At 45.6% G+C, this 19647-nt stretch carries 16 protein-coding genes; 8 read left to right on the top strand and 8 right to left on the bottom strand.

Features of this window, described 5'->3' with window-relative positions; genetic code table 11:
• The first annotated feature begins 44 nt into the window (after window positions 1-44).
• Together NDI48_25165 and rbsK are read left to right on the top strand one after the other, a co-directional pair.
• Entirely contained in the window at window positions 45-581 is a 537-nt protein-coding gene (locus NDI48_25165) for a PadR family transcriptional regulator (GenBank protein ID MEP0834459.1), read from the top strand.
• A 97-nt stretch (window positions 582-678) separates the two neighbouring features.
• Window positions 679-1599: a ribokinase gene (gene rbsK / locus NDI48_25160; protein MEP0834458.1), complete on the top strand. Its 921-nt coding sequence runs from the start codon at window positions 679-681 to the stop codon at window positions 1597-1599.
• 119 nt (window positions 1600-1718) lie between these two features.
• On the opposite strand, the gene NDI48_25155 is transcribed toward rbsK, so the two are convergent.
• Window positions 1719-2930 (bottom strand): transposase, encoded by a 1212-nt coding sequence (locus NDI48_25155; GenBank protein ID MEP0834457.1) that lies wholly within the window; start codon window positions 2928-2930, stop codon window positions 1719-1721.
• Window positions 2931-3004: 74 nt separating this feature from the next.
• A complete protein-coding gene (locus NDI48_25150) occupies window positions 3005-4222 on the bottom strand; it encodes a sulfate ABC transporter substrate-binding protein (protein ID MEP0834456.1) in 1218 nt (405 codons plus the stop codon).
• Window positions 4223-4664: 442 nt separating this feature from the next.
• Here NDI48_25150 and NDI48_25145 point away from each other — a divergent pair, with 442 nt between their 5' ends.
• Complete coding sequence (locus NDI48_25145; GenBank protein MEP0834455.1) at window positions 4665-8279, top strand: ATP-binding protein; 3615 nt, start codon at window positions 4665-4667, stop codon at window positions 8277-8279.
• A gap of 121 nt (window positions 8280-8400) precedes the next feature.
• Here NDI48_25145 and NDI48_25140 read toward each other — a convergent pair whose 3' ends face one another.
• Window positions 8401-8757, bottom strand: a complete 357-nt coding sequence (locus NDI48_25140; protein ID MEP0834454.1) for a GNAT family N-acetyltransferase — start codon at window positions 8755-8757, stop codon at window positions 8401-8403.
• A 157-nt stretch (window positions 8758-8914) separates the two neighbouring features.
• On the opposite strand from NDI48_25140, the gene NDI48_25135 reads away from it, so the two are divergent.
• Complete coding sequence (locus NDI48_25135) at window positions 8915-10279, top strand: cytochrome P450 (GenBank protein ID MEP0834453.1); 1365 nt, start codon at window positions 8915-8917, stop codon at window positions 10277-10279.
• 595 nt (window positions 10280-10874) lie between these two features.
• Window positions 10875-11996, top strand: coding sequence for a hypothetical protein (locus NDI48_25130; protein ID MEP0834452.1), 1122 nt, complete (start codon window positions 10875-10877; stop codon window positions 11994-11996).
• 131 nt (window positions 11997-12127) lie between these two features.
• Here NDI48_25130 and codA read toward each other — a convergent pair whose 3' ends face one another.
• The 3 genes from codA to NDI48_25115 all read right to left on the bottom strand — a co-directional run bounded on the left by codA (window position 12128) and on the right by NDI48_25115 (window position 16268).
• The gene (codA, locus tag NDI48_25125) at window positions 12128-13375 is read right to left on the bottom strand and encodes a cytosine deaminase (GenBank protein MEP0834451.1); all 1248 of its coding nucleotides are present in this window, start codon (window positions 13373-13375) and stop codon (window positions 12128-12130) included.
• Between the two features lie 325 nt (window positions 13376-13700).
• Window positions 13701-14861 carry a tetratricopeptide repeat protein gene (locus NDI48_25120; protein MEP0834450.1) on the bottom strand — a complete coding sequence of 387 codons (1161 nt, stop codon included), beginning with the start codon at window positions 14859-14861 and terminating at the stop codon, window positions 13701-13703.
• A gap of 15 nt (window positions 14862-14876) precedes the next feature.
• Complete coding sequence (locus NDI48_25115; GenBank protein MEP0834449.1) at window positions 14877-16268, bottom strand: helix-turn-helix domain-containing protein; 1392 nt, start codon at window positions 16266-16268, stop codon at window positions 14877-14879.
• A 185-nt stretch (window positions 16269-16453) separates the two neighbouring features.
• On the opposite strand from NDI48_25115, the gene NDI48_25110 reads away from it, so the two are divergent.
• The 3 genes from NDI48_25110 (at window position 16454) to dxr (ending at window position 18453) form a co-directional block, all read left to right on the top strand.
• Window positions 16454-16645, top strand: a complete 192-nt coding sequence (locus NDI48_25110) for a hypothetical protein (GenBank protein ID MEP0834448.1) — start codon at window positions 16454-16456, stop codon at window positions 16643-16645.
• A 66-nt stretch (window positions 16646-16711) separates the two neighbouring features.
• A complete protein-coding gene (locus tag NDI48_25105; protein ID MEP0834447.1) occupies window positions 16712-17158 on the top strand; it encodes a hypothetical protein in 447 nt (148 codons plus the stop codon).
• 83 nt (window positions 17159-17241) lie between these two features.
• The gene (gene dxr / locus NDI48_25100) at window positions 17242-18453 is read left to right on the top strand and encodes a 1-deoxy-D-xylulose-5-phosphate reductoisomerase (GenBank protein ID MEP0834446.1); all 1212 of its coding nucleotides are present in this window, start codon (window positions 17242-17244) and stop codon (window positions 18451-18453) included.
• 128 nt (window positions 18454-18581) lie between these two features.
• On the opposite strand, the gene NDI48_25095 is transcribed toward dxr, so the two are convergent.
• Together NDI48_25095 and NDI48_25090 are read right to left on the bottom strand one after the other, a co-directional pair.
• Window positions 18582-19391, bottom strand: a complete 810-nt coding sequence (locus NDI48_25095; GenBank protein MEP0834445.1) for a DUF1838 domain-containing protein — start codon at window positions 19389-19391, stop codon at window positions 18582-18584.
• A 91-nt stretch (window positions 19392-19482) separates the two neighbouring features.
• A partial coding sequence (locus NDI48_25090; GenBank protein ID MEP0834444.1) for a photosystem II q(b) protein occupies window positions 19483-19647 on the bottom strand: 165 nt, incomplete at its 5' end.

Raw genomic sequence — 19647 nt, 5'->3', positions numbered from 1 at the left:
AACAGGTATACTCAAAAAGTTGCATTGTCGAGTAATTAGGAATTATGGCGATCGCGCACGCGATTTTGGTATCCCTGATTGAATGTTCCGCGAGTGGCTATGACCTGGGAAAGCGATTTGAGTCTTCAGTCGGTTTTTTTTGGAAAGCCACCCACCAGCAAATTTATCGGGAACTCACCAAACTCGAAGAGCAAGGCTGGATTAGTGCAGAGGTCATTGCTCAAGAAAACCGCCCCGATAAAAAGCTCTACAGCGTTACAGAACTCGGAAAGCAACAGTTGATTGAGTGGATGGTTCAACCGGGCGAACCGACTCCCATCAAAGACGATTTATTGGTTAAAATCTTTGCTGGCTATCTGGCTCCTAAAGAAACGATTTTGGCTGAATTAGAGCGTCATCGCCAACTTCACCAGGAACGATTAAAGACTTACCAAGATATAGAACAAAGAGTCTTTCAAAATCCTCAATCCCTCTCCCAAACTAACAAGTTTCATTATCTAACTCTCCGCAAAGGCATTGGTTACGAGATGGATTGGATTACTTGGTGTGACGAAGCTATTGAACTGCTGAAACAAGACTAAAGCCTGAAGGATAAAGGATGTCATTTGACTCAATTTATCCTTTTTTGATTCAAGGTATTTAACCTAGCCGTATGAGTTTTCATACTTCATACTTCACATGCAATCAATCATTGTCTTCGGCAGCATTAACATGGATTTAGTCACCAAGACCCCTCGGTTACCCGTTGCCGGAGAAACACTTATAGGGTATGAATTTTTTACAGCCGGGGGCGGAAAAGGAGCAAATCAAGCTGTTGCAGCAGCGCGGCTGGGTATCTCCACTCAAATGGTGGGACGTTTAGGAAATGATGATTTTGGGCGTCAACTGCTGCGTCATTTACAAGCCGCAGGTGTTCAGACGGATGGCGTATTGGTAGACGAGACAACGAGTTCTGGCGTTGCTGTGATTACGGTGGATGATGCCGGAGAAAACAACATCATCATTATTGGGGGTGCCAATGGACGGCTGAATGAAACTGACGTGGAACGCCTCCGTAGCCGATTGCCAGGGGCAGCCGCTTTGCTGATGCAGTTGGAGATTCCGATGGCAACCGTACAGTTAGCAGCGCAAGCAGCACACTCGGCAGGAGTACCCGTGATTCTTGACCCAGCACCGGCTCAAGATATTCCAGATGACCTTTACCCACTGATCGATATTATTACTCCCAATCAGTTGGAAGCGTCTCAGTTAGTCGGTTTTCCTGTAGATGGACAAGAGGCAGCGCGTCAGGCGTCGGCTGAGTTACAACAACGAGGTGTCAGTACGGTAATTGTGAAATTAGGCGATCGCGGTGTCTTCTGTGCGACGGCAGAGGAAACGTTCTTCGTCCCGGCGTTCTCCGTCCAAGCGGTTGATACGGTTGCGGCGGGTGATGCCTTCAATGGTGCTCTAGCAGTCGCTTTGGCTCAAGGGCGTTTGTTGCGAGAAGCGGTGGTGTGGGGAGCAGCAGCTGGGGCACTTTCAGCAACGAAAGCGGGGGCGCAACCTTCCCTACCTGATCGGGAGACGTTTGAAGCGTTTCTTAAACAACGGAGCTGATAGTAGCATTTTACGTTTAATGTCTTACACCATCCACCCGCCAGCCCTGCTTGTTAAAGGGGGGAGCAAGACTAAGATTGGTATCCAGCATTGAAGAGATGGGTTTGACACTCTCCGGGCTAAAGCCACGGAGATTCTTCGTTCATAGACCCAGCTTGCCCTGATAGGATTGCTCCAATCAGAGTAGAGGCCGAATCTCCCGAAGCGTTCGGGTCTATGACCCAAGTTCCCACATGCCCTGTGGTACTCAAGGCTAATTTCAGAATATTGACGGCAGCATTCCAGTCTCTGTCTAGGACAAACCCACACTGACAAGCGTGAGTTCTCATAGATAGGGACTTTTTGATCACAGTGCCGCACTTAGAACATTCCTGAGAAGTATAGGCAGGATTGACCGCAACGGTTATCTTGCCGAACTTAGCTCCGAAATACTCTAACCATTTTCTGAATTGATACCAACCTGCATCATTAATAGACTTGGAGAGACAGTGATTTTTGACTAAGTTCTTAATCCTCAAATCTTCATAGGCGACCAAATCGTTAGATTGGGTTACGCAACGTGCCACTCGCTTGGCATGTTCTTGACGTTGCCTACTTATTTTGAGGTGTACTCGTCCTAGTCGATTAATGGCCTTTCTTCGGTTGGCAGAGCCAATATTTTTACGAGAAACGCGCCGTTGTCTAAACTTCAACCGCTTCTCGCCTGTTCGATAAAACTTACGATTAGGTTCCGTATGACCATTGGAATCGGTGTAGAAGTCTTTAAGCCCTACGTCTAGTCCGATCATTTTTCCTGTTAGATCTGCATCTACTTTATTCTCAGCACTCACTAAGAATTGAACGTAGTAGCCATCAGCACGACGTATCAACCTAACCCGTTTTATCTGTTCTAACTGGTAGAAGTTTAAATCCCACGTTCCTTTGAGTTTAAGCTTGCCAATTCCCTTCTTATCTGTGAAAGTGATTGATTTGCGAGTTTCAGATAATGACCAGCCAGATGTTTTGTATTCTACTGACCGACAGTTTTTCTGAAATTGTGGATATCCCTTTTTTCCTAGAATAGACTTTTTGCAGTTGCTATAGAATCGAGCAATTGAACTATAGGCTCTCTCGATAGCTGCTTGGCAAGCACTAGAATTCAGGGCTTTAACAAAGGGGAACTCTTCTCTGAGTGCTTTGCTAAGGCGATACAGCTCTTTCTGTCCTACACCTCGGCTATCCATCCAATGGCGAATGGCTTTGTTGCGGACAAATTGAGTTGTTCTGATCGCGTCGTCTATTGCGGAGTATTGATTTGTCTTCCCCTTAGCCTTGAACTCCAGGACTATCATTTACGTGGAAAATACTACGCAAATATTCTAACCTAGAAAAGCCGTCCTGGAAGGACCCGGAGCGACCGGAGATCTTATGTGAGGATGAGCAGCTTTAAACCCAGTTTTTCGGTAACGCGCAGATTGCTTTGGATTTGATCGAACACTCCACCATCCTGAAAGAACTTCTCATGGATGGCGTTCCATCCACCGAATGCCTCCACTGTAAACAATTTCCTGACAGGGGGAAACTGGTCGGAGAACTCTTGAGCCACCACTGGATCTAACGGTCGAAATCCTACTTTGGCAAACGCACGCTGGGCTTCAGGGGTATAAAGAAATTGCACGAATGCTTCTGCAACTTCGCGAGTTCCTCTGCGATCAACATACTTATCAACGACTGCGATCGGATTGTCGATGGAAATATTAACTTCGGGAATAATGACGACGGCATCTTTAGCCAAACCTTCTTGAGCTGCTAAGATTAGCTCGTTTTCATAGTTAATCAGAACATCCCCCTGATGTTGCCGCAAAAACAAGTCTGTTGCTTCACGGGCATCTTTGGCTAACACCTGAACATTCCGAAAAACCCTCGTTACAAAATCCCAGGCTTGTACCTCAGTTCCCCCAGTCTGAGTCACTGACCCCCAAAAAGCTAGAAAATTCCAGCGGGCAATCCCTGACGTTTTGGGATCAGCGGTAATCACCGAAACTCCGGGCTTAGTCATATCAGACCAGGTCTGGATTTGTTTTGGATTCCCTCCACGCGTGACAATTGCCCCCACGGTATGAGTCACAATACTGTTATGTGAAAGTCTTTTTTCCCATCCTGGCTGGATCAACCCAGCTTTCTGGATTTCGTTGACATCCGGTGCCAGAGCCAGATGGACTACATCGGTTGGGAGTCCATTAATCACGGCACGGGTTTGGGTGCTAGAGCCAGCAAAGCTATGTCGAAATCTGACTTCCTGGTTATGCTCTCGTCTCCATCTCTGTTGAAACAGAGGAATAATTTCAGTGTAAGCGGCTCGTGTCACAGCAAAGGAAACCAGCGTCAGCTCAATCGGTTTACGCTGTTGGCGAGTCAGTTGTGTCTGGGATGCAGGGGATATAGTGGGCGAAATCGTATTCTGTACACAAGTCGGCATGAATAGACAGACGCTGAGGGTCCAAGCTAGCAGCAACACAAACCCTTGATTTGTCTTTCGCCTCAAGGGTTGAAATTGCCAATTTCGACGATTCATGATAGCCACCATCTGCCTCTTGAGTGCTTTCATCCATGACTTCTTTTTTTGTGACTGACGAGATGACATCGCTCTTGACACTCCTCAGGAGTTGCTAAAATTTAAAGCAAAAATACGGTAATCCGATAAAGATAGTGTATATTGAGTGCTGCTCAACCATACAGGATTCTGACCAAGCTTGTAACGAGGCAACTTTGAACGTGTCTCAACTTGGAAGTCACGCGTCCTACTTCATGGCTTGGAGTCAGTTTCAAACCCTGCATCTACCTGCTGCGATTGCATTCAGCACCGCCCTTTCATGCGATCGCAGATTCTATCGCCACCCCTGTGATCAGTCGTCAATCATTGAATCCCCTAATACAAGATGTATCGCTGGTTAATTGATCCAGATTCAACCACAGCCAAATAGGGAACGTCAGCGAGTCCGCACTTATCGGAGCATTCCACGCTTCAGTAATACCTCAGCCGTTGGCGTTTCACCCTTCTGGCTGGAGAAAGGAGAATCAATTGCATGTCACTGTTGAAAGTCAAACTCATCCCCAAACCTAAAGGCTCGATTACCCGTGAAACGTTGCTCAAGATGGCGGTGAGGATTGCCTTAGTCATCGTTGGCTCGACGGGTCTCAGCTACTTGCATTTGATGTCGATTCTAGAAAACCAGACTCTGAGACAACTAGAGAAATATATTGTCGAACGGGGACAGCGGGAAAGTAGTATCTTTACCCTGGCAGAAGACAACCATGGGGTACTCGATCAGGAACTCAGGCGCAGACTAGATGAAGTAGGCAACCAAGACCCCCAAGCCGAATTCAATCGGCTGTTCATGCGTTCCAAAGATGGTGTGATTCGTAATCGCTCTGAAGGCTTTGATCGCAGTCGCCAGCCGGGAGTTTACCTGGGCAAAAACCTGAAGCTCAACGCAGAAATTCGCCGCCGCATCCTTACTTTCTATAATTTGGTGATGTCCTATGGGCCTTCCTGGCGCAGCCGGTTTCAAAACACTTACATTAACGCTCCGGAAAACATGGTTGTCATGTACTGGCCCGAAGTTCCTTGGGCTGATAATGCCACAGCCGATCTCTACATCCCGGATGAGGAATATTTCTGGATTGCTGACCCAGAGCATAACCCAAGCCGTCAGACCATTTGTACCGGACTTTACTATGATAAGGTCGCCAGAAATTGGATCGTTTCCTGTGAAACCCCTGTGGATCGAGCAGGCAAACACATTGCTACATTAGGGCATGACATTGTTCTGAATGAACTGTTGGATCGAACCCTGCAAGACCGCTTACCAGGTACCTATAACATCATCTTTCGGGCAGACGGTCGCTTGATTGCCCATCCCAACAAGATGGATCAAATCAAAGACAAGAACGGCAAATTGGAAATAATCCAATCTGGAGACTCCCATCTAACCCGGATTTTTCAGTTAGTGAAAAATCTGAATTCCGGACAGGTTGTGGTTGAAAATACTAAGGATAAAGAGTATCTTGCTGTTGCCAAGCTACAGGTTCCTGACTGGTACTTTGTCACTGTTTTTCCCAAGTCTATTCTCTCAGGTGTCGCCTTAGAGAATGCCCAGTTCGTCCTAATTTTAGGCGGTATTTCTTTGCTCGTTGAAATTATGGTTCTGTTGTTTGTCTTGCGCCAACAGGTTGCCACTCCCCTGAATAATTTGATGGTTGCCACCGAGCAGATTGCTGCCGGAGACTTTAATATTCACCTAGATACAACACGGCAAGATGAACTGGGACGATTGGCGCATTCGTTCAACGTGATGGCCGCTGAGGTTTATGCCCGTGAGGCAGGACTCAAACAAGCGCAGGAAGCCTTGCAAAAAACTGACAAACTCAAGGATGAATTTTTAGCCAATACTTCTCACGAACTCCGCACACCTTTGAATGGAATTATTGGTATTGCTGAGTCCCTAATTGAAGGTGCAACTGGCAAGCTGTCTCCAGGTACGATTTCCAATCTGACAATGATCGTTACCAGTGGACGGCGACTGGCTAACTTAGTCAATGATATTTTGGATTTCTCCAAGCTCAGACACCAGACCATTACACTGCAATTGAAGCCAGTAGCACTGCGAGAAATTGCAGAAGTTGTCCTGACCCTCAGTAAGCCTTTAGTCCGTCACAAAAATTTGCAACTCATTAATACGATTCCTCCAGATTTGCCCCCAGTGATGGCAGATGAAAACCGTTTACAACAAATCTTGCAAAATCTTATCGGTAATGCGATTAAGTTTACCGATAGTGGCCGCGTGGAAGTATCCGCCCAGCTCGTTAGGAGTGCAAGAGATGAGGAAATCGAAACCTGGAGAGAGGGAGAACGTATCCCAGCTTCTAAGGTAGCGGCGCAGAGCGCGATGCAAAATCTAAAATCCACAATCCAAATCACAGTCACCGACACGGGCATTGGGATTCCAGAGGATAAACTAGACCGCATCTTTGAGTCCTTTGAGCAAGCCGATGGCTCAACCGCTCGAATCTATGGTGGGACTGGCTTAGGATTGGCAATTACGGGGAAACTGGTGGAACTGCACGGTGGGGAGATTTGGGTCGAATCCTCACTCGATCAAGGATCGCGATTTACTTTCACCCTACCCGTGACTCAGGTGTCAGAAAGCGGTAGTTTTGGCTCCCATGTCTCCAGTCTGCGCTATCAACTGCCTTCGTCCTCCGCCCTCCGTCCTGTGTTCTCGGTTTATGACCCAGGTCAAAGCATGGATGACGAGGAACAGATGACGCGTAATGAAGAACTGGTTTTGGCAGACTTGCGAGAACAATTGGCGCATGACCAACAGCGGCCTTACAAAATTCTGGTTGTGGATGATGAGCCAATCAATCGTCGAGTGTTGGTCAATCATCTGTCTTTGTATCACTATGAAGTGACTGAGGCATCCTCCGGTTTTGAAGCACTATCACTTTTGGCAGAAGGGTTCAAACCTGACTTGATCTTGCTCGATGTGATGATGCCCCGCATGACAGGTTATGAGGTTACGTGCAAAATCCGCGAAACATGGCAGGCCAATGAGTTGCCCATTGTATTGCTCACGGCTAGAAACCAAGTCTCGGATCTGGTTGTTGGCTTAGAAGCAGGAGCCAATGATTATTTGACCAAGCCAATTGCTAAGGATGAGCTCTTGGCGCGGATTAAAACCCACTGTACCCAGGCTGCAATCTTCTTGGAAAATACTCGTCTTTATCTGGAATTACAAGCATCGGAAACAAGGGAACGAGAGCGTGCTATGCAACTCGCTCAATCCTTACAACAAGTTCAACAGATGCAACTTCAACTGGTACAGAGTGAAAAAATGGTGAGTATTGGCCAACTCGTGGCGGGAGTCGCCCACGAAATTAATAATCCTGTGAGCTTTATCGCTGGCAATCTGAGTTATGCCGAGACATCGATTCAAGATTTAATTCATCTGTTGAAACTGTATCAACAATATTATCCTCAGCCTGCATCAGAGATTATAAGGGAAATTGAGGAAATTGATTTGCTCTTTTTGCTCGAAGATTTACCCAAATTAATTTGTTCTTTGAAAGTGGGAACAGACCGTATCCACCAGCTCAGTACCTCGTTACGAACCTTCTCCCGATCAGATACCTCAACCAAGGTGACGTTTAATTTACATGAAGGGATTGACAGCACCTTAATTATTTTAAAGCATCGTCTCAAAGCCAATGGGCCTCGTCCTGAAATTCGAGTCATCAAAGAGTATGGTGATTTGCCGCTCGTGAACGGCTATCCCGAACAGCTCAATCAGGTGTTTCTCAATCTTCTTGCTAATGCCATTGATGCCTTAGATGAGGTAATCCAGAGTCAAGTTGAACAAAAGAATGAAGCGAACCTCAGACAGATTATAATCCGCACAGAGGTTTCCCAGGATGAGCAATGGGTGAGTATCCGAATCAAGGATAATGGAGTAGGCATGAATGAAGAGGTCAAACAAAAGGTATTTGACTATCTGTTCACGACCAAACCCGTGGGGCAAGGGACAGGACTGGGCTTATCAATCAGTCGTCAGATTGTGACCGAAAAACATGGCGGCAAACTGACTTGCATTTCTTCACCAGGAAAAGGTTCAGAATTCATCATTGAAATTCCAGTATAGGTACAACTAATTCCATACTCTCTACTTTAAGTATAATAGAGCGATTCTAAGTCATTCCTACTAAGCTCATTATTTCCTAATTAACTCCCTCAGCGTACTCTGTGCCTCGGTGGTTTGTTCCTTATAGATCTTTCTCCATAAACACAGTACAGAAACTATCGTTGTAGGGAGCGATCGCATAAAATCCTATCCGCTTATAAAACTCTAGTGCTTGTGCTTGTTTTTGTTCGTCAAAGAGGTCGAGTCTGACTTTTTTATAGCCTGCATTTCGAGCAAAATCTAAAAGCAACTGAACCATGTTATTGGCTAAACCTCGCCCTCGGTACTCTTTAAGAAACCACATACGCTTGAGTTCACAGATGTCATCGTTCAACCGTCGGATAGCTCCACTGCCAACGACCCTTTCCTGATCGAGCAGTACTAAGAATGTGCCGCCGTTGTCCAAGTAGTGCGAGTAGACATCATCTATGTCAGACATAGTATCGAAGCGCCTAATCGTTTCTTCAGAAACCTGAAAAATTTCATTGCAAACTGCAAAAATTAGGTGCTTGACCTCTTCAGATTGGTGTAATTGTGGGGATTTGATTTCTATCATGTGAGATAGGGCCGTTGATTCTTACCGAAATTGGATATCTATGACACTACCTGATGGGCCACAAACGCCGCAATTTCTAAGGATGCTCAAGCTGATTTTTCGCCCCTTGGACTACCTGGATCAATATTCCCAACGTTATGGCGACATCTTCAAGGTAGGAGGGAAAAAAGGACCACCTTTTGTTTATGTCGGTAATCCAGAAGCGGTTAAGCAGATTTTTACTGCCGATCCAGAGCAATTTATATCGGGTAGAGGGAATGGAGTTTTACGATATCTGCTGGGGGACAACTCCCTAATCATGCTCGATGGTGAGAGCCACGAACGCCAGCGACGGTTGTTGATGCCCCCCTTTCATGGCGATCGCCTACGGACTTACAGCCAGCTCATCTGTAACATAACTCAGGAAATAACAGACGAGTGGACGATGGGCAACCCCTTTGTCGTTCGTCCCTTCATGCAAGAGATTACCTTACGGGTAATTTTACGAGCTGTGTTTGGGTTGGATGAAGGAGAGCGCTTTGAGCAACTGAGGCGCTTGCTCAATTTCATGCTAGATGCGCTGGGCACTCCCCTCAGTTCCACCTTGCTGTTTTTCCCCTCACTCCGCCAGGATTGGGGGCCACTCAGTCCGTGGGGACGTTTTTTGCGAATCAAGCAGCAAGTCCGACAGCTACTTTATGACGAGATTCGGGAACGCCGGGAGCAAGGTGACTTCTCTCGCACTGATATTCTTACCTTACTGCTGTCCGCTCGTGACGAAGCCGGTCAACCGATGACGGATGAGGAGTTACACGATGAGTTGATGACACTCCTGGTTGCTGGACATGAAACCACCGCTTCAGCTCTAACCTGGGCATTTTACTGGATTCATCATCTCCCAGAAGTGCATGACAAGCTGATGGCGGATTTAGAGACGCTGGGTGATGGATTCGATCCAATGGAAATGGCTCGACTTCCCTACCTGAGTGCGATTTGCTCTGAAACGCTGCGGATTTATCCCATTGCTCCGAGTACCTTCATTAGAATTCTCAAATCACCCATGGAGATTGCGGGGTATCAGTTTGAAGCGGGTACGGCGCTGATGCCTTCGATTTATCTGATCCATCAACGAGAGGATATTTACCCAGAACCCAAGCGTTTTAAACCAGAGCGCTTCTTAGAAAGGCAATATTCCCCTTACGAATATTTTCCCTTTGGTGGCAGCAACCGTCGCTGTATCGGAGCGGCATTGGCGCAACTTGAGATGAAATTAGTCATTGCTACCATCATGTCGCGTTTTCAGCTAGGGCTAACCAGTAATCATCCCATCAAGCCAGTACGTCGGGGCTTAACTTTAGCTCCCCCCGCAGGGATGCAGATGGTTGCGATCGCACCTCGGCTTCAGAAAACTCCAGTGAGGGCGTGAATTCGCTGAATTGGGATGGGCACAAGATATGATTATGTCTCTACAAAAATTTGTATTAAACCTGAGCCAAACCCCTATCAACTGTCCAAAATCTAAGCCATTATGCTGATTTAAATTCCGCAATATGGCTAAGCCAAATTTTGGAGAGTCCCATCTACCATGGGGAATGATCGACAGCACGACAGTACGAAAAAAAGTGCATCCCTACAGGCTTTATCTACTCTTGTATTTCTGTAGAGAACGCTTTCAACAATCTTCGATTGATATCTCTGCTTGACAGTGGGTGGCAATAGATTGGCATTCCTCCTGGTGTGTATTGAATCGAGAGTCTTGCACTTGAGTTCAAGATGAATTGGGTTTGAAAATCCCAAACTTTTTCTCTCCAGCAGGAATAGCTGGAAATTAATTGTAACGCTCTGTATAAAGATTTAAACGCATCTCTACAAGTTTCAGGGACTCGTCTGCTGCTGCATGTCCACGCGCAGACTTTTTTTACAGGGAATTTGTCCAATAAGGTGAAGCCGTTGCGGTTGTACCCAACCCCTCAGGGTCATCCTATTTACCGAATGTCTAAACACAGTTCGCACAGACAATAATGCTGAGAACCACCCCGCTTGTTAACAATACCTCCGTTGATCGCTTAGCCAAGCTTTGGGCAGATCGCTATGTACCCGACTTGTCAACATTTTCCTCCTCAAGAGGCTATTTAGCCTCCTCGGAGTTGGTGGAAGCTGCCTCTCCACAGGGACGAGTTCAAACCGTTGCTAAGTTACAGCGCATGGTGGAAATCAACTGTAAGTGCGCTGGCATACAAACGAATGTTATTTTCTCTTACATTCCTAATGTTGTCAGTTTGACTGAAAGCCAAGGAATCGCTAAAGCGGCATCGCAAGTTTATCAAAAGGTACTGGAAATTTACCAGCAACAATCAACGCCTCCTGCTTTACTTTCAGCTATACCTGAGGGAGAAACGCTTGATTTATCGGCTGATGTTTTTAAGTCCGAAATCATGCCCAGATTATCGCTGTTAGAAGTAAAACATTTAGCCACAGCGATTGAACCGATATTATTGCAACTTCAATCCAAGCATCTTTCAACCACTGACAGACGCACCATTGGTTTCATGAGTACGCAGTTTCACTTGAGTGCCAAGTTAGTGCTCAATCGACTGACAATGCCAGAGCAACTGTTGCTAAGTCCCTACTTCAAGTTTGTCGAAGAGCAAGTCTGTATTCCCTGGCAACGAGTCTGTGCCGCTGCTGCAAAGCATGAGCTTAACTCGCCCATCTTAGCCCTTGTTCAGAAACTGTTACCCCTTTCTCAGGAGATTGCCAAGCGAGTCTACAGCCAAGCGGTTCAATTGTATCCTAATCATCGCAGCCGTCGCGGAGGACTCAGCGATGCGGGCGTGAGAACTTCTAGCATCCGAGACATAGAAATGTTCCAAGGATATTTATGGCTGTGTGCTTTAGAGGGAAATATGAGGCCAGTCGAAGAGGAACTGCTTCCCCTGTGTATGATGGTTTTTCCCAGTATTGATGTGACTTGGGAACTGGTAGAGCAATTGTTACCGTTGCTAGTGGCTGAAATTCAAGAGGTCTTGTTGCCAGCTCAGATGCGTCTTTTGCTGCCCTATACCCAAGCGATGAAACAGCTATTTTCTAACTTAGAAGCTAAGGCAGCCGGGAAAACTAAAAACTTTATCATATCCGTTTGAATACTCTCAGGGGTAATGGAGCATGGGTAATGGGTCATGAAGAATCAAAGAACAATGAATGCTGTTGACTATTCAGTTTTTCAGATTAATTTCCACTTGTCTATTGCCAATAGCTCTCTCACCCATCATCTCTATTTTTTCCATTCAGTTCTTGGCGCTTCTGTATGAGCTAATAACTTCCCTTGGGAAATCACATAACGAACAGTCGATTGACGACGAATCGCCTCGTATCGACTATCAGCCTCTAAGACAATCACATTAGCTGGTTTCCCAACTTCAATTCCATAGCTATCTAGCAAATTCAAGGTTTTAGCGCCATGAACGGTCACCATATCAAAACAAGCATCAATTTCAGCCATTCCCGTCATCTGGCAAACGTGAACCGCCATGTGGGCTACATTCAGCATATTTCCCGTTCCTAAACTATACCAGGGGTCTTGGATGCAATCATGACCTAAACTGACATTCAAACCAGCTTGCCACAATTCTTTGACACGCGTTACACCTCGGCGTTTAGGATACGTATCAGTCCGTCCTTGAAGGGTAATATTAATTAAGGGATTGGCAATGAAATTAATTTGCGCTCTTTGCAAAAATCCCATCAACTTATTGGCATAAGCATTGTTATAAGAACCAAAAGCCGTTGTGTGGCTGGCTGTGACTCGCGACGCCATCCCAGTGCGAATTGCACAAGCCGCCACAACTTCCAAAAAGCGCGATTGATCATCGTCAATTTCATCACAATGAATATCAATTAGCCGATGATATTGCTCAGCTAATTCAAAAATCCGATGTACCGATCGCACCCCATCCTCTCGCGTCATTTCATAGTGAGGAATTCCTCCCACTACATCCGCACCTAATCTCAGTGCTTCTTCGAGTAACTCCTCATTTTTAGGATGACCATAAATCCCCTCTTGGGGAAAAGCAACCACTTGCAATGTTATCCAATCTTTGACTTCTTTTCGCACTTCTAACAAGCCCTGAAGCGCGGTTAAAGTCGATTCACTAACATCCGCATGAGTGCGAACAAATAACACGCCTTGAGAGGCTTGCAACTTTAAGGTTTCCTTGGCTCGGTTTTTCACATCTTCCAGCGTCAGACTTTGCTTGCGTTCTCGCCAAATTTCAATGCCTTCAAATAAGGTTCCGCTTTGATTCCATCGAGGTTCACCCGAAGTTAACGCGGAATCTAGATGAATATGTGACTCGACAAAGGGTGGACTCACCAGTTGTCCTTGTATATCCAGTTCTAGTTTCCCTGGTTCGCTGAGTTGAGGGGAAATTGCGGCAATTAATCCATCTCTAATTCCTATATCAACTTCGTCGTTGAACAACCGACAGCGGCGCAGAAGTAAATCGTAAGGTATGGGTGTCATAAATTAGGTTAGTTATCGATCCAGTTTAAAATATAAAAATAATATCTCGGTAATGGCTATAATTTTATAGTGGTAATACCAAACGAAAATCAAGCTGAGTAGAATAACCGCCTCTAAAAGGCAGCTTAAAGCAGGGGGTATTTTACCTAGGATAAGGCGAGATCGCAATACTCAAGAGCTAGAGTGTGAGCGCTTCGTCTGCGGTAACGTTTCTTATAAGAGGGATAAATGCTGCTGATTGTACGCGATCACGCTTTGCTGTCTCTTCACAGCCCCCCATCAGCAGTAGTACTTCATTCTGATATTTATTCACTCACTAATTTTTCTAAGAATCTTCGATAGTGTCTGTAAATACTCCTGTTGTCATGGACAACCATGCTATGTCGCTAGATGCCATTTCTTCACCTCGGAAGTCACCAATCTTTTTTGCGATAGCTAAACTCTGTTGATAATAGTTCATTGCAAGATTATATTCTTGTAAAGAACGGTAGGTACTACCTAAACTTTCTAACGCCGCTCCTTCCCCTCGGCTATCACCAATTTCTCGTGCAATGATCAAACTATTTTGCAAGTATTCAATCGCTTGGTTATAGTCTTCTTTAGATATATAAACACCACCTAAACCGCATAGCGCCCTTACTTCGCCGACCCGAAAGCTAATTTCTCTCACAATATTCAAGCATTGCTCATAATGCTCCATTGCTTGTTCATACCTTTCTGCAAAGCTGTAGGCATTCCCCAAATTTCCCAGTGCCACTGCTTCACATTGGCGAGTACCAATTTCTTGGGTGAGGGCTAAACTCTTTTGAAAGTACTCAATGGCTTGAGTGTACTCTCCTTGGAAATAAAAGACATTACCTAGATCGTTTAGGACATTCATTTCCCCTCGCTGATCGCCGATCTCCCTAGTTATTACTAAGTGCTGCTGATAGTACTCACGAGCTTGATCATATTTTCCCAAAGCACAGTAGGGACGGCCCAGATCACCCAGCGTATTCCCTTCTCCTAGGCGATTACCAATTTCTCGTACAATGGTCAAACACTGTTGATGGTATTCAATAGCTTGCTCATAGGCTCCGAGAGCGTGGTAAGTATTACCCAAACCACTCAGCGTTATAGCATTTGGCCTTGGACTCAACTTGCCTAAAAGTCTGCTGTACAGGTCAATTCGTTCATGATAGTAGCCCCAAGTCCCTAATTGCTCATGTAATTGTTCATTAGTAGGCGTATCGAGGTAAATGCCAAGGATTTTACTAGCTTTTTCCCAAGCTTCTACTTCACTAAGGTGGTGAAATGCTTCCAAAGGCCCCTTTACTTTCTCTAAATTAGTAGCATCTAACTTGGGTTGATAATCTGTGAGCCACTGTACAACTGCTCTGTACTGAAGACGCTGTTCGCGAGTTGGAAAATCGGCACGGAGATTATTAGGATTGATACCTAACTGTTCCAAAACTGACTCACCCGATGGTGTCAAGTTATTTGTCATGATGGAGTTCTTCGTTCAGTTTTCTGGTAGCATTAATCGGTGAGCGATCGCAACACTGCGAATCAAATTATGTTGTCCCACCAACCGATTATCTTCATCGTCAATTCCTCCATCTTCAACTAAATATCGTTCCCGTAGAGTTTCCATTGCAGCCTTTTGTTGCTCCTCAGTGTAACCCTCGTCTTCTAAATTAATCAGCCACCACTTTTCTTTGACTTCGCAGCAATAGATTGATGCAGTGCAAAGCAAAACATAGGCATCATACACATCATTTCTTAACCGTTCAAATGTCTTCTCTATCCGTTCTTCGACTTTCCTTCGCAAAACTTTGGTGTATGATGCTAACTGCCACCTATCCTCATCTCCTTTAACTATTCCTTGGTTACGAGCTTCGTCAATAGCCTCTTTTACCTCTTCAATGTAACGACTATTCTCTTTCCAGTAAGCCCTGACTTTGCCACCATAAGAACCCTTAATTTCTCCGGCGATTGTCCGCAAGGCTAAAGGATGCCCGTCATAAACTTCCCCAATCACTCGCAGGGGACTATGTGGTAATTCCAAATCGCCATCTAGTTCAGCTTTTTGAAATAACGCTACCTGAGCAGGTATTTCTAATCCTTTCAAAAGTTGGCAATACCAGATATTTTTGTAGCGATCGCATTCTGCTGTCTCAAACTTAGTTGGCAAATCCTGAGAGGTAAGAATGAACCGACTTTGACAAGATGGTTCTGCAAAGAAACTTACAAAAAACTTACCCCACCACTCATCGGCAAAATCACCCCAGCCATCCTCTTCATTCCCTGTCAATAGGTACTCCAGAGAATCCATGAGGATTAAATACCGATTTTCCCGCAAGCGTTTAACTAAGCGCCGCAACAATTGCTCTGGTTTTCGCTCCTCATTCGGAACAGTTTCTCCCCACTTCTCCAGCCATTGCAGCGCCACACTAGCAAAATCTGAAGCTTTATTCTCATCTTCAAAATTATCCCTGTGTTCCCTCCAATCTCCTCGCAATTCCTCTACGACACGTTCAGCCAAAGCCGTTTTACCAATACCTGTAATGCCAACCAATAGTAAGACACGACAGGAAGAGTGGACGCGATCGCTCAACTGTTGAATCAGAGTTTCTCGCCCAACCCACGCATCGTCATAGGCTACAAACTCAATGTATGAAGCCTGGGTTGGGCTGTTGCCAACAATCGCTTCCCAGTTCTCCATTCCAACAGCTTTACAAAGAGCAATAAAGCTGTCTTGGCGAATTGGATTTCCTTGCTCAAACCTCTGCACAGTTGAGCGTGAAATACCTATTCGAGTGGTTAAAGAATCAGCATCTTGATTCCATCCCTTCTGATTTCTCGCCTGCTTAAACCTTTTTATTCCTTCTTCCGATGCTCTAATACGAGCCATGCATACCACAATTTGGCTAATTACTAGCTTCAATTTTGACTCAGTTTTTCTAAAGTGCCAAAAATGAAGCAAAAGTCAGGCTGTGCAACCCCTTCAGCTAAGTGATTCTAAAAATGTGAAGCAAAGTTAGCGCTAACCAAAGCTTCTCCTCAATCCAAACCCTAATTTTTCTGAGGAGAAATATCATGGAATCTGAAACTCAGCAAACAGTCCAGACCAACGAACCAATTATTGCTGTACCAACTCATGTTGAGCAAAGCTTGCCCCCACAGCCTACAGGAAGCAGTGTACCTGAAACTCTCTTGGCGATCGCAGTCCTGATTCGCTCAGTAGCCCTACTGATTCAGGTTATAGGGCAACACAAGGGACGCAAGTAAGACTTTTAAACTTTAGAATTAGTCGCATCTCCAGTTTAAGGAGGTGCGATTTTTTTATGGTGAATGGTGCAACATCTAAGTTACAGCTACTTTACTGCCCCTGCTCGATGCCATGACTACCGCAAGGTTAACTCTGCGATACACACATATTTTGTTAATCTTGCCGATAGACTTGGCCTCAACGACCCTGATGCAGTAGAGTCTTGCATTAAGTTCATCGAATCCAACACCAAAGGCGTTGGGCACGGTCGTGCGCGTGCTTTAATGTGCCGCCGTCTCAAGCACTGCACGCTTACCCCACAGCAGCGTGTTCGACTCGTTCGCTACGTCATAGACCGCCTTCACACGGGTGACTTTGCTCAGCAGTTTAAAGATCAGTTGCGGCTGGCTCTGTTTCTTGACTCGCCAAGCCTTTTTGAGGCGGCACAAAAGAGCCTGACCGACGAGCGTGAGTATGTCCGCCGCTATGCAAACTGGATTTTAGCGCATGGGCCGAAGCATCCAAACGTCTAATCCTTAAATATTTCCTATATAAGGCAGCAAAGCAGTAGCCCAAAGCACCTTATATTAAAAAGGGGCGTAATTCTTAAAGTATTGTGAAAGCAATTAATCTTCTCGGTTCAACCGGCTCCATTGGCACTCAAACCTTAGATATTGTGACTCAGTACCCCGACCAATTCCGGATTGTGGGATTGGCAGCAGGGCGTAATGTAGAGATGTTAGCGTCTCAGATTCGGCAGTTTCGACCAGAAATTGTCGCCATCTGTGTCGAAGAGAAATTACCAGAACTCAAAGAGGCGATAAAAGACCTCGACCCCCAACCCATCTTGCTAGCAGGTGAAGCTGGGGTGGCGGAAGTCGCCCGTTACGGCGATGCAGATATCGTTGTTACAGGTATTGTCGGCTGTGCTGGGTTATTACCGACCATTGCTGCCATTGAAGCGGGTAAAGATATTGCTCTTGCCAATAAAGAAACCCTAATTGCCGGTGGCCCAGTCGTACTGCCGTTAATTAAAAAACATGGCGTCAAGCTGCTACCGGCTGACTCAGAGCATTCTGCAATCTTCCAATGCCTTCAAGGCGTACCCAAAGACGGCTTACGCCGAATTCTGTTGACAGCATCTGGGGGCGCGTTCCGAGATTGGCCTGTAGAAAAGTTACCAGAAGCCAAAGTGACAGATGCCCTCAAGCATCCCAACTGGTCAATGGGTCGCAAGATTACAATCGACTCTGCTACCCTGATGAATAAAGGGTTAGAAGTCATTGAAGCTCACTTCCTCTTTGGCATGGACTATGATCGCATCGACATCGTTATCCATCCCCAAAGCATCATTCACTCTCTGATTGAACTACAAGATACCTCAGTCTTAGCCCAATTGGGATGGCCTGATATGCGCTTACCCCTTCTTTATGCCCTATCCTGGCCTGATCGCATTTACACTGATTGGGAACAACTCGATTTAGTAAAAGCTGGCAGTCTCACCTTTAGAGAACCCGACCATCAAAAGTATCCCTGTATGCAGTTAGCTTATGCCGCTGGTCGTGCCGGGGGTTCCATGCCTGCGGTGTTAAATGCAGCAAATGAGCAGGCCGTGGCGCTCTTTTTAGATGAAAAAATTGGATATTTGGATATTGCCCGTTGTATTGAATACGTGTGCGATCGCCACCAAGCGGATAACTGCCAGAATCCGTCTTTAGAAGACATTATTGCAGCCGATCAATGGGCCAGACAAGAAGTTTTGGCAGCTCATAAATTGCTGAGTCAAGGTAATCGTTTGATTTCCCTAGCCTCTACAGCCCAAACCTAGTTAGAATCTGTCTGCAAGCTGCCGTGGAAGCGAAAAAAGCCACCTCTCTCCCCTTCTCTATCTCTACGCTCTCTGTTCCTCTGTAGTTAATTAAAAACAGACTAACGAGCATACCCTAAACGGACAAATTACTCATCCTCTGCCTCTGGCAGCGGAAAAACATCCCCACGAAGATAAGCCTCAAAATGCCGTTGAAAATACATCCAAGAAGTCATATCTTCTTGGTCTAATTTTGCATGAGGAGCATTTCTATACAAAGGCAGGCGAGAGTTAATTTCGTCCTGAAGCAATTCGGGTAAATCAGAAAAGCTGTCGGCTTTGTTTCCAAAAGCGCTATAGATAAGATGGCCCCCTTTATTTCCCATTTTCATCCAGGGAAGCCAAGGCCCAACCCTATCCCAAGAAAGCATGACTTGAGAAGCTGAAGATTTCTCTGGATCGAGAAGCTCATCCGTTGCCGCTGTAAATTTAAACAGTTCGACGGATTGATAGTTAGGATTGGGACTGTAAGCCAAAAATTTTTCATCCTTTAAAGGATTTGGATAATTAGAAAACAAATTAAAAAACACCGTAGCAGTATCACCATTTACTCCAACTTGTAATCGTCCTTGAATGAAACGTTGAACCAATTTATTGGCAACATGAATCACTGTTAGCCGTTCTCCTGTCCAGGGATTTTCCCAAGTCCGGAGAGGACGATCAGTTATTGGATCGAGATAATAAGATAATTCCCTTGAGGTGAGATACCAGCTACCATCCTGATTATCAATAAATCGTCCCACACTCATTCCTACGATGTTAAACAGATGCTTTTGTGGCTCATCGGGAGCAAAGGAGTAAATTGAACCTCTCCAAGTCAGAAACATTTGTTGGGAATCTGTTGAGCCACGGACTTTAACAAAAGCCGTTGCATCCATCTCTTGGATTGAGTAAGCCATGACATCTTCCTAGAACTTTTAATCCAACTTAATCCAAAATAAAAAGCGCCCCCTTGTTGAGGGCGCTTTCGATTCAGCCTTAAGCTAGTTCTTAGCCGTTGATAACCGGAGCGGTCAGAGCCACAGGAGCAGCAACACCAGCGGCCAAGTCGAGGGGGAAGTTGTGAGCGTTACGCTCGTGCATTACTTCAAATCCCAAGTTAGCGCGGTTGAGTACATCAGCCCAGGTGCCAATCACGCGACCTTGAGAGTCGAT

Origin of the sequence: Microcoleus sp. AS-A8 (genome assembly GCA_039962225.1) — a bacterium.
Classification (GTDB): Bacteria; Cyanobacteriota; Cyanobacteriia; order Cyanobacteriales; family Coleofasciculaceae; genus Allocoleopsis.
Note: the sequence above shows the minus strand (reverse complement) of the source record. Positions and strands in the feature narration are given on the sequence as shown.

Excerpts from the sequence above, each read along its gene's own strand:
- NDI48_25145 (MEP0834455.1), top strand. The coding sequence starts at position 4,665 with ATGTCACTGTTGAAAGTCAAACTCATCCCCAAACCTAAAGGCTCGATT.
- NDI48_25155 (MEP0834457.1), bottom strand. The coding sequence starts at position 2,930 with ATGATAGTCCTGGAGTTCAAGGCTAAGGGGAAGACAAATCAATACTCC.
- codA (MEP0834451.1), bottom strand. The coding sequence starts at position 13,375 with ATGACACCCATACCTTACGATTTACTTCTGCGCCGCTGTCGGTTGTTC.
- NDI48_25150 (MEP0834456.1), bottom strand. The coding sequence starts at position 4,222 with ATGTCATCTCGTCAGTCACAAAAAAAGAAGTCATGGATGAAAGCACTC.
- NDI48_25135 (MEP0834453.1), top strand. The coding sequence starts at position 8,915 with ATGACACTACCTGATGGGCCACAAACGCCGCAATTTCTAAGGATGCTC.
- NDI48_25115 (MEP0834449.1), bottom strand. The coding sequence starts at position 16,268 with ATGGCTCGTATTAGAGCATCGGAAGAAGGAATAAAAAGGTTTAAGCAG.
- NDI48_25140 (MEP0834454.1), bottom strand. The coding sequence starts at position 8,757 with ATGTCTGACATAGATGATGTCTACTCGCACTACTTGGACAACGGCGGC.
- NDI48_25165 (MEP0834459.1), top strand. The coding sequence starts at position 45 with ATGGCGATCGCGCACGCGATTTTGGTATCCCTGATTGAATGTTCCGCG.
- NDI48_25120 (MEP0834450.1), bottom strand. The coding sequence starts at position 14,861 with ATGACAAATAACTTGACACCATCGGGTGAGTCAGTTTTGGAACAGTTA.
- NDI48_25130 (MEP0834452.1), top strand. The coding sequence starts at position 10,875 with ATGCTGAGAACCACCCCGCTTGTTAACAATACCTCCGTTGATCGCTTA.
- rbsK (MEP0834458.1), top strand. The coding sequence starts at position 679 with ATGCAATCAATCATTGTCTTCGGCAGCATTAACATGGATTTAGTCACC.
- NDI48_25110 (MEP0834448.1), top strand. The coding sequence starts at position 16,454 with ATGGAATCTGAAACTCAGCAAACAGTCCAGACCAACGAACCAATTATT.
- NDI48_25095 (MEP0834445.1), bottom strand. The coding sequence starts at position 19,391 with ATGGCTTACTCAATCCAAGAGATGGATGCAACGGCTTTTGTTAAAGTC.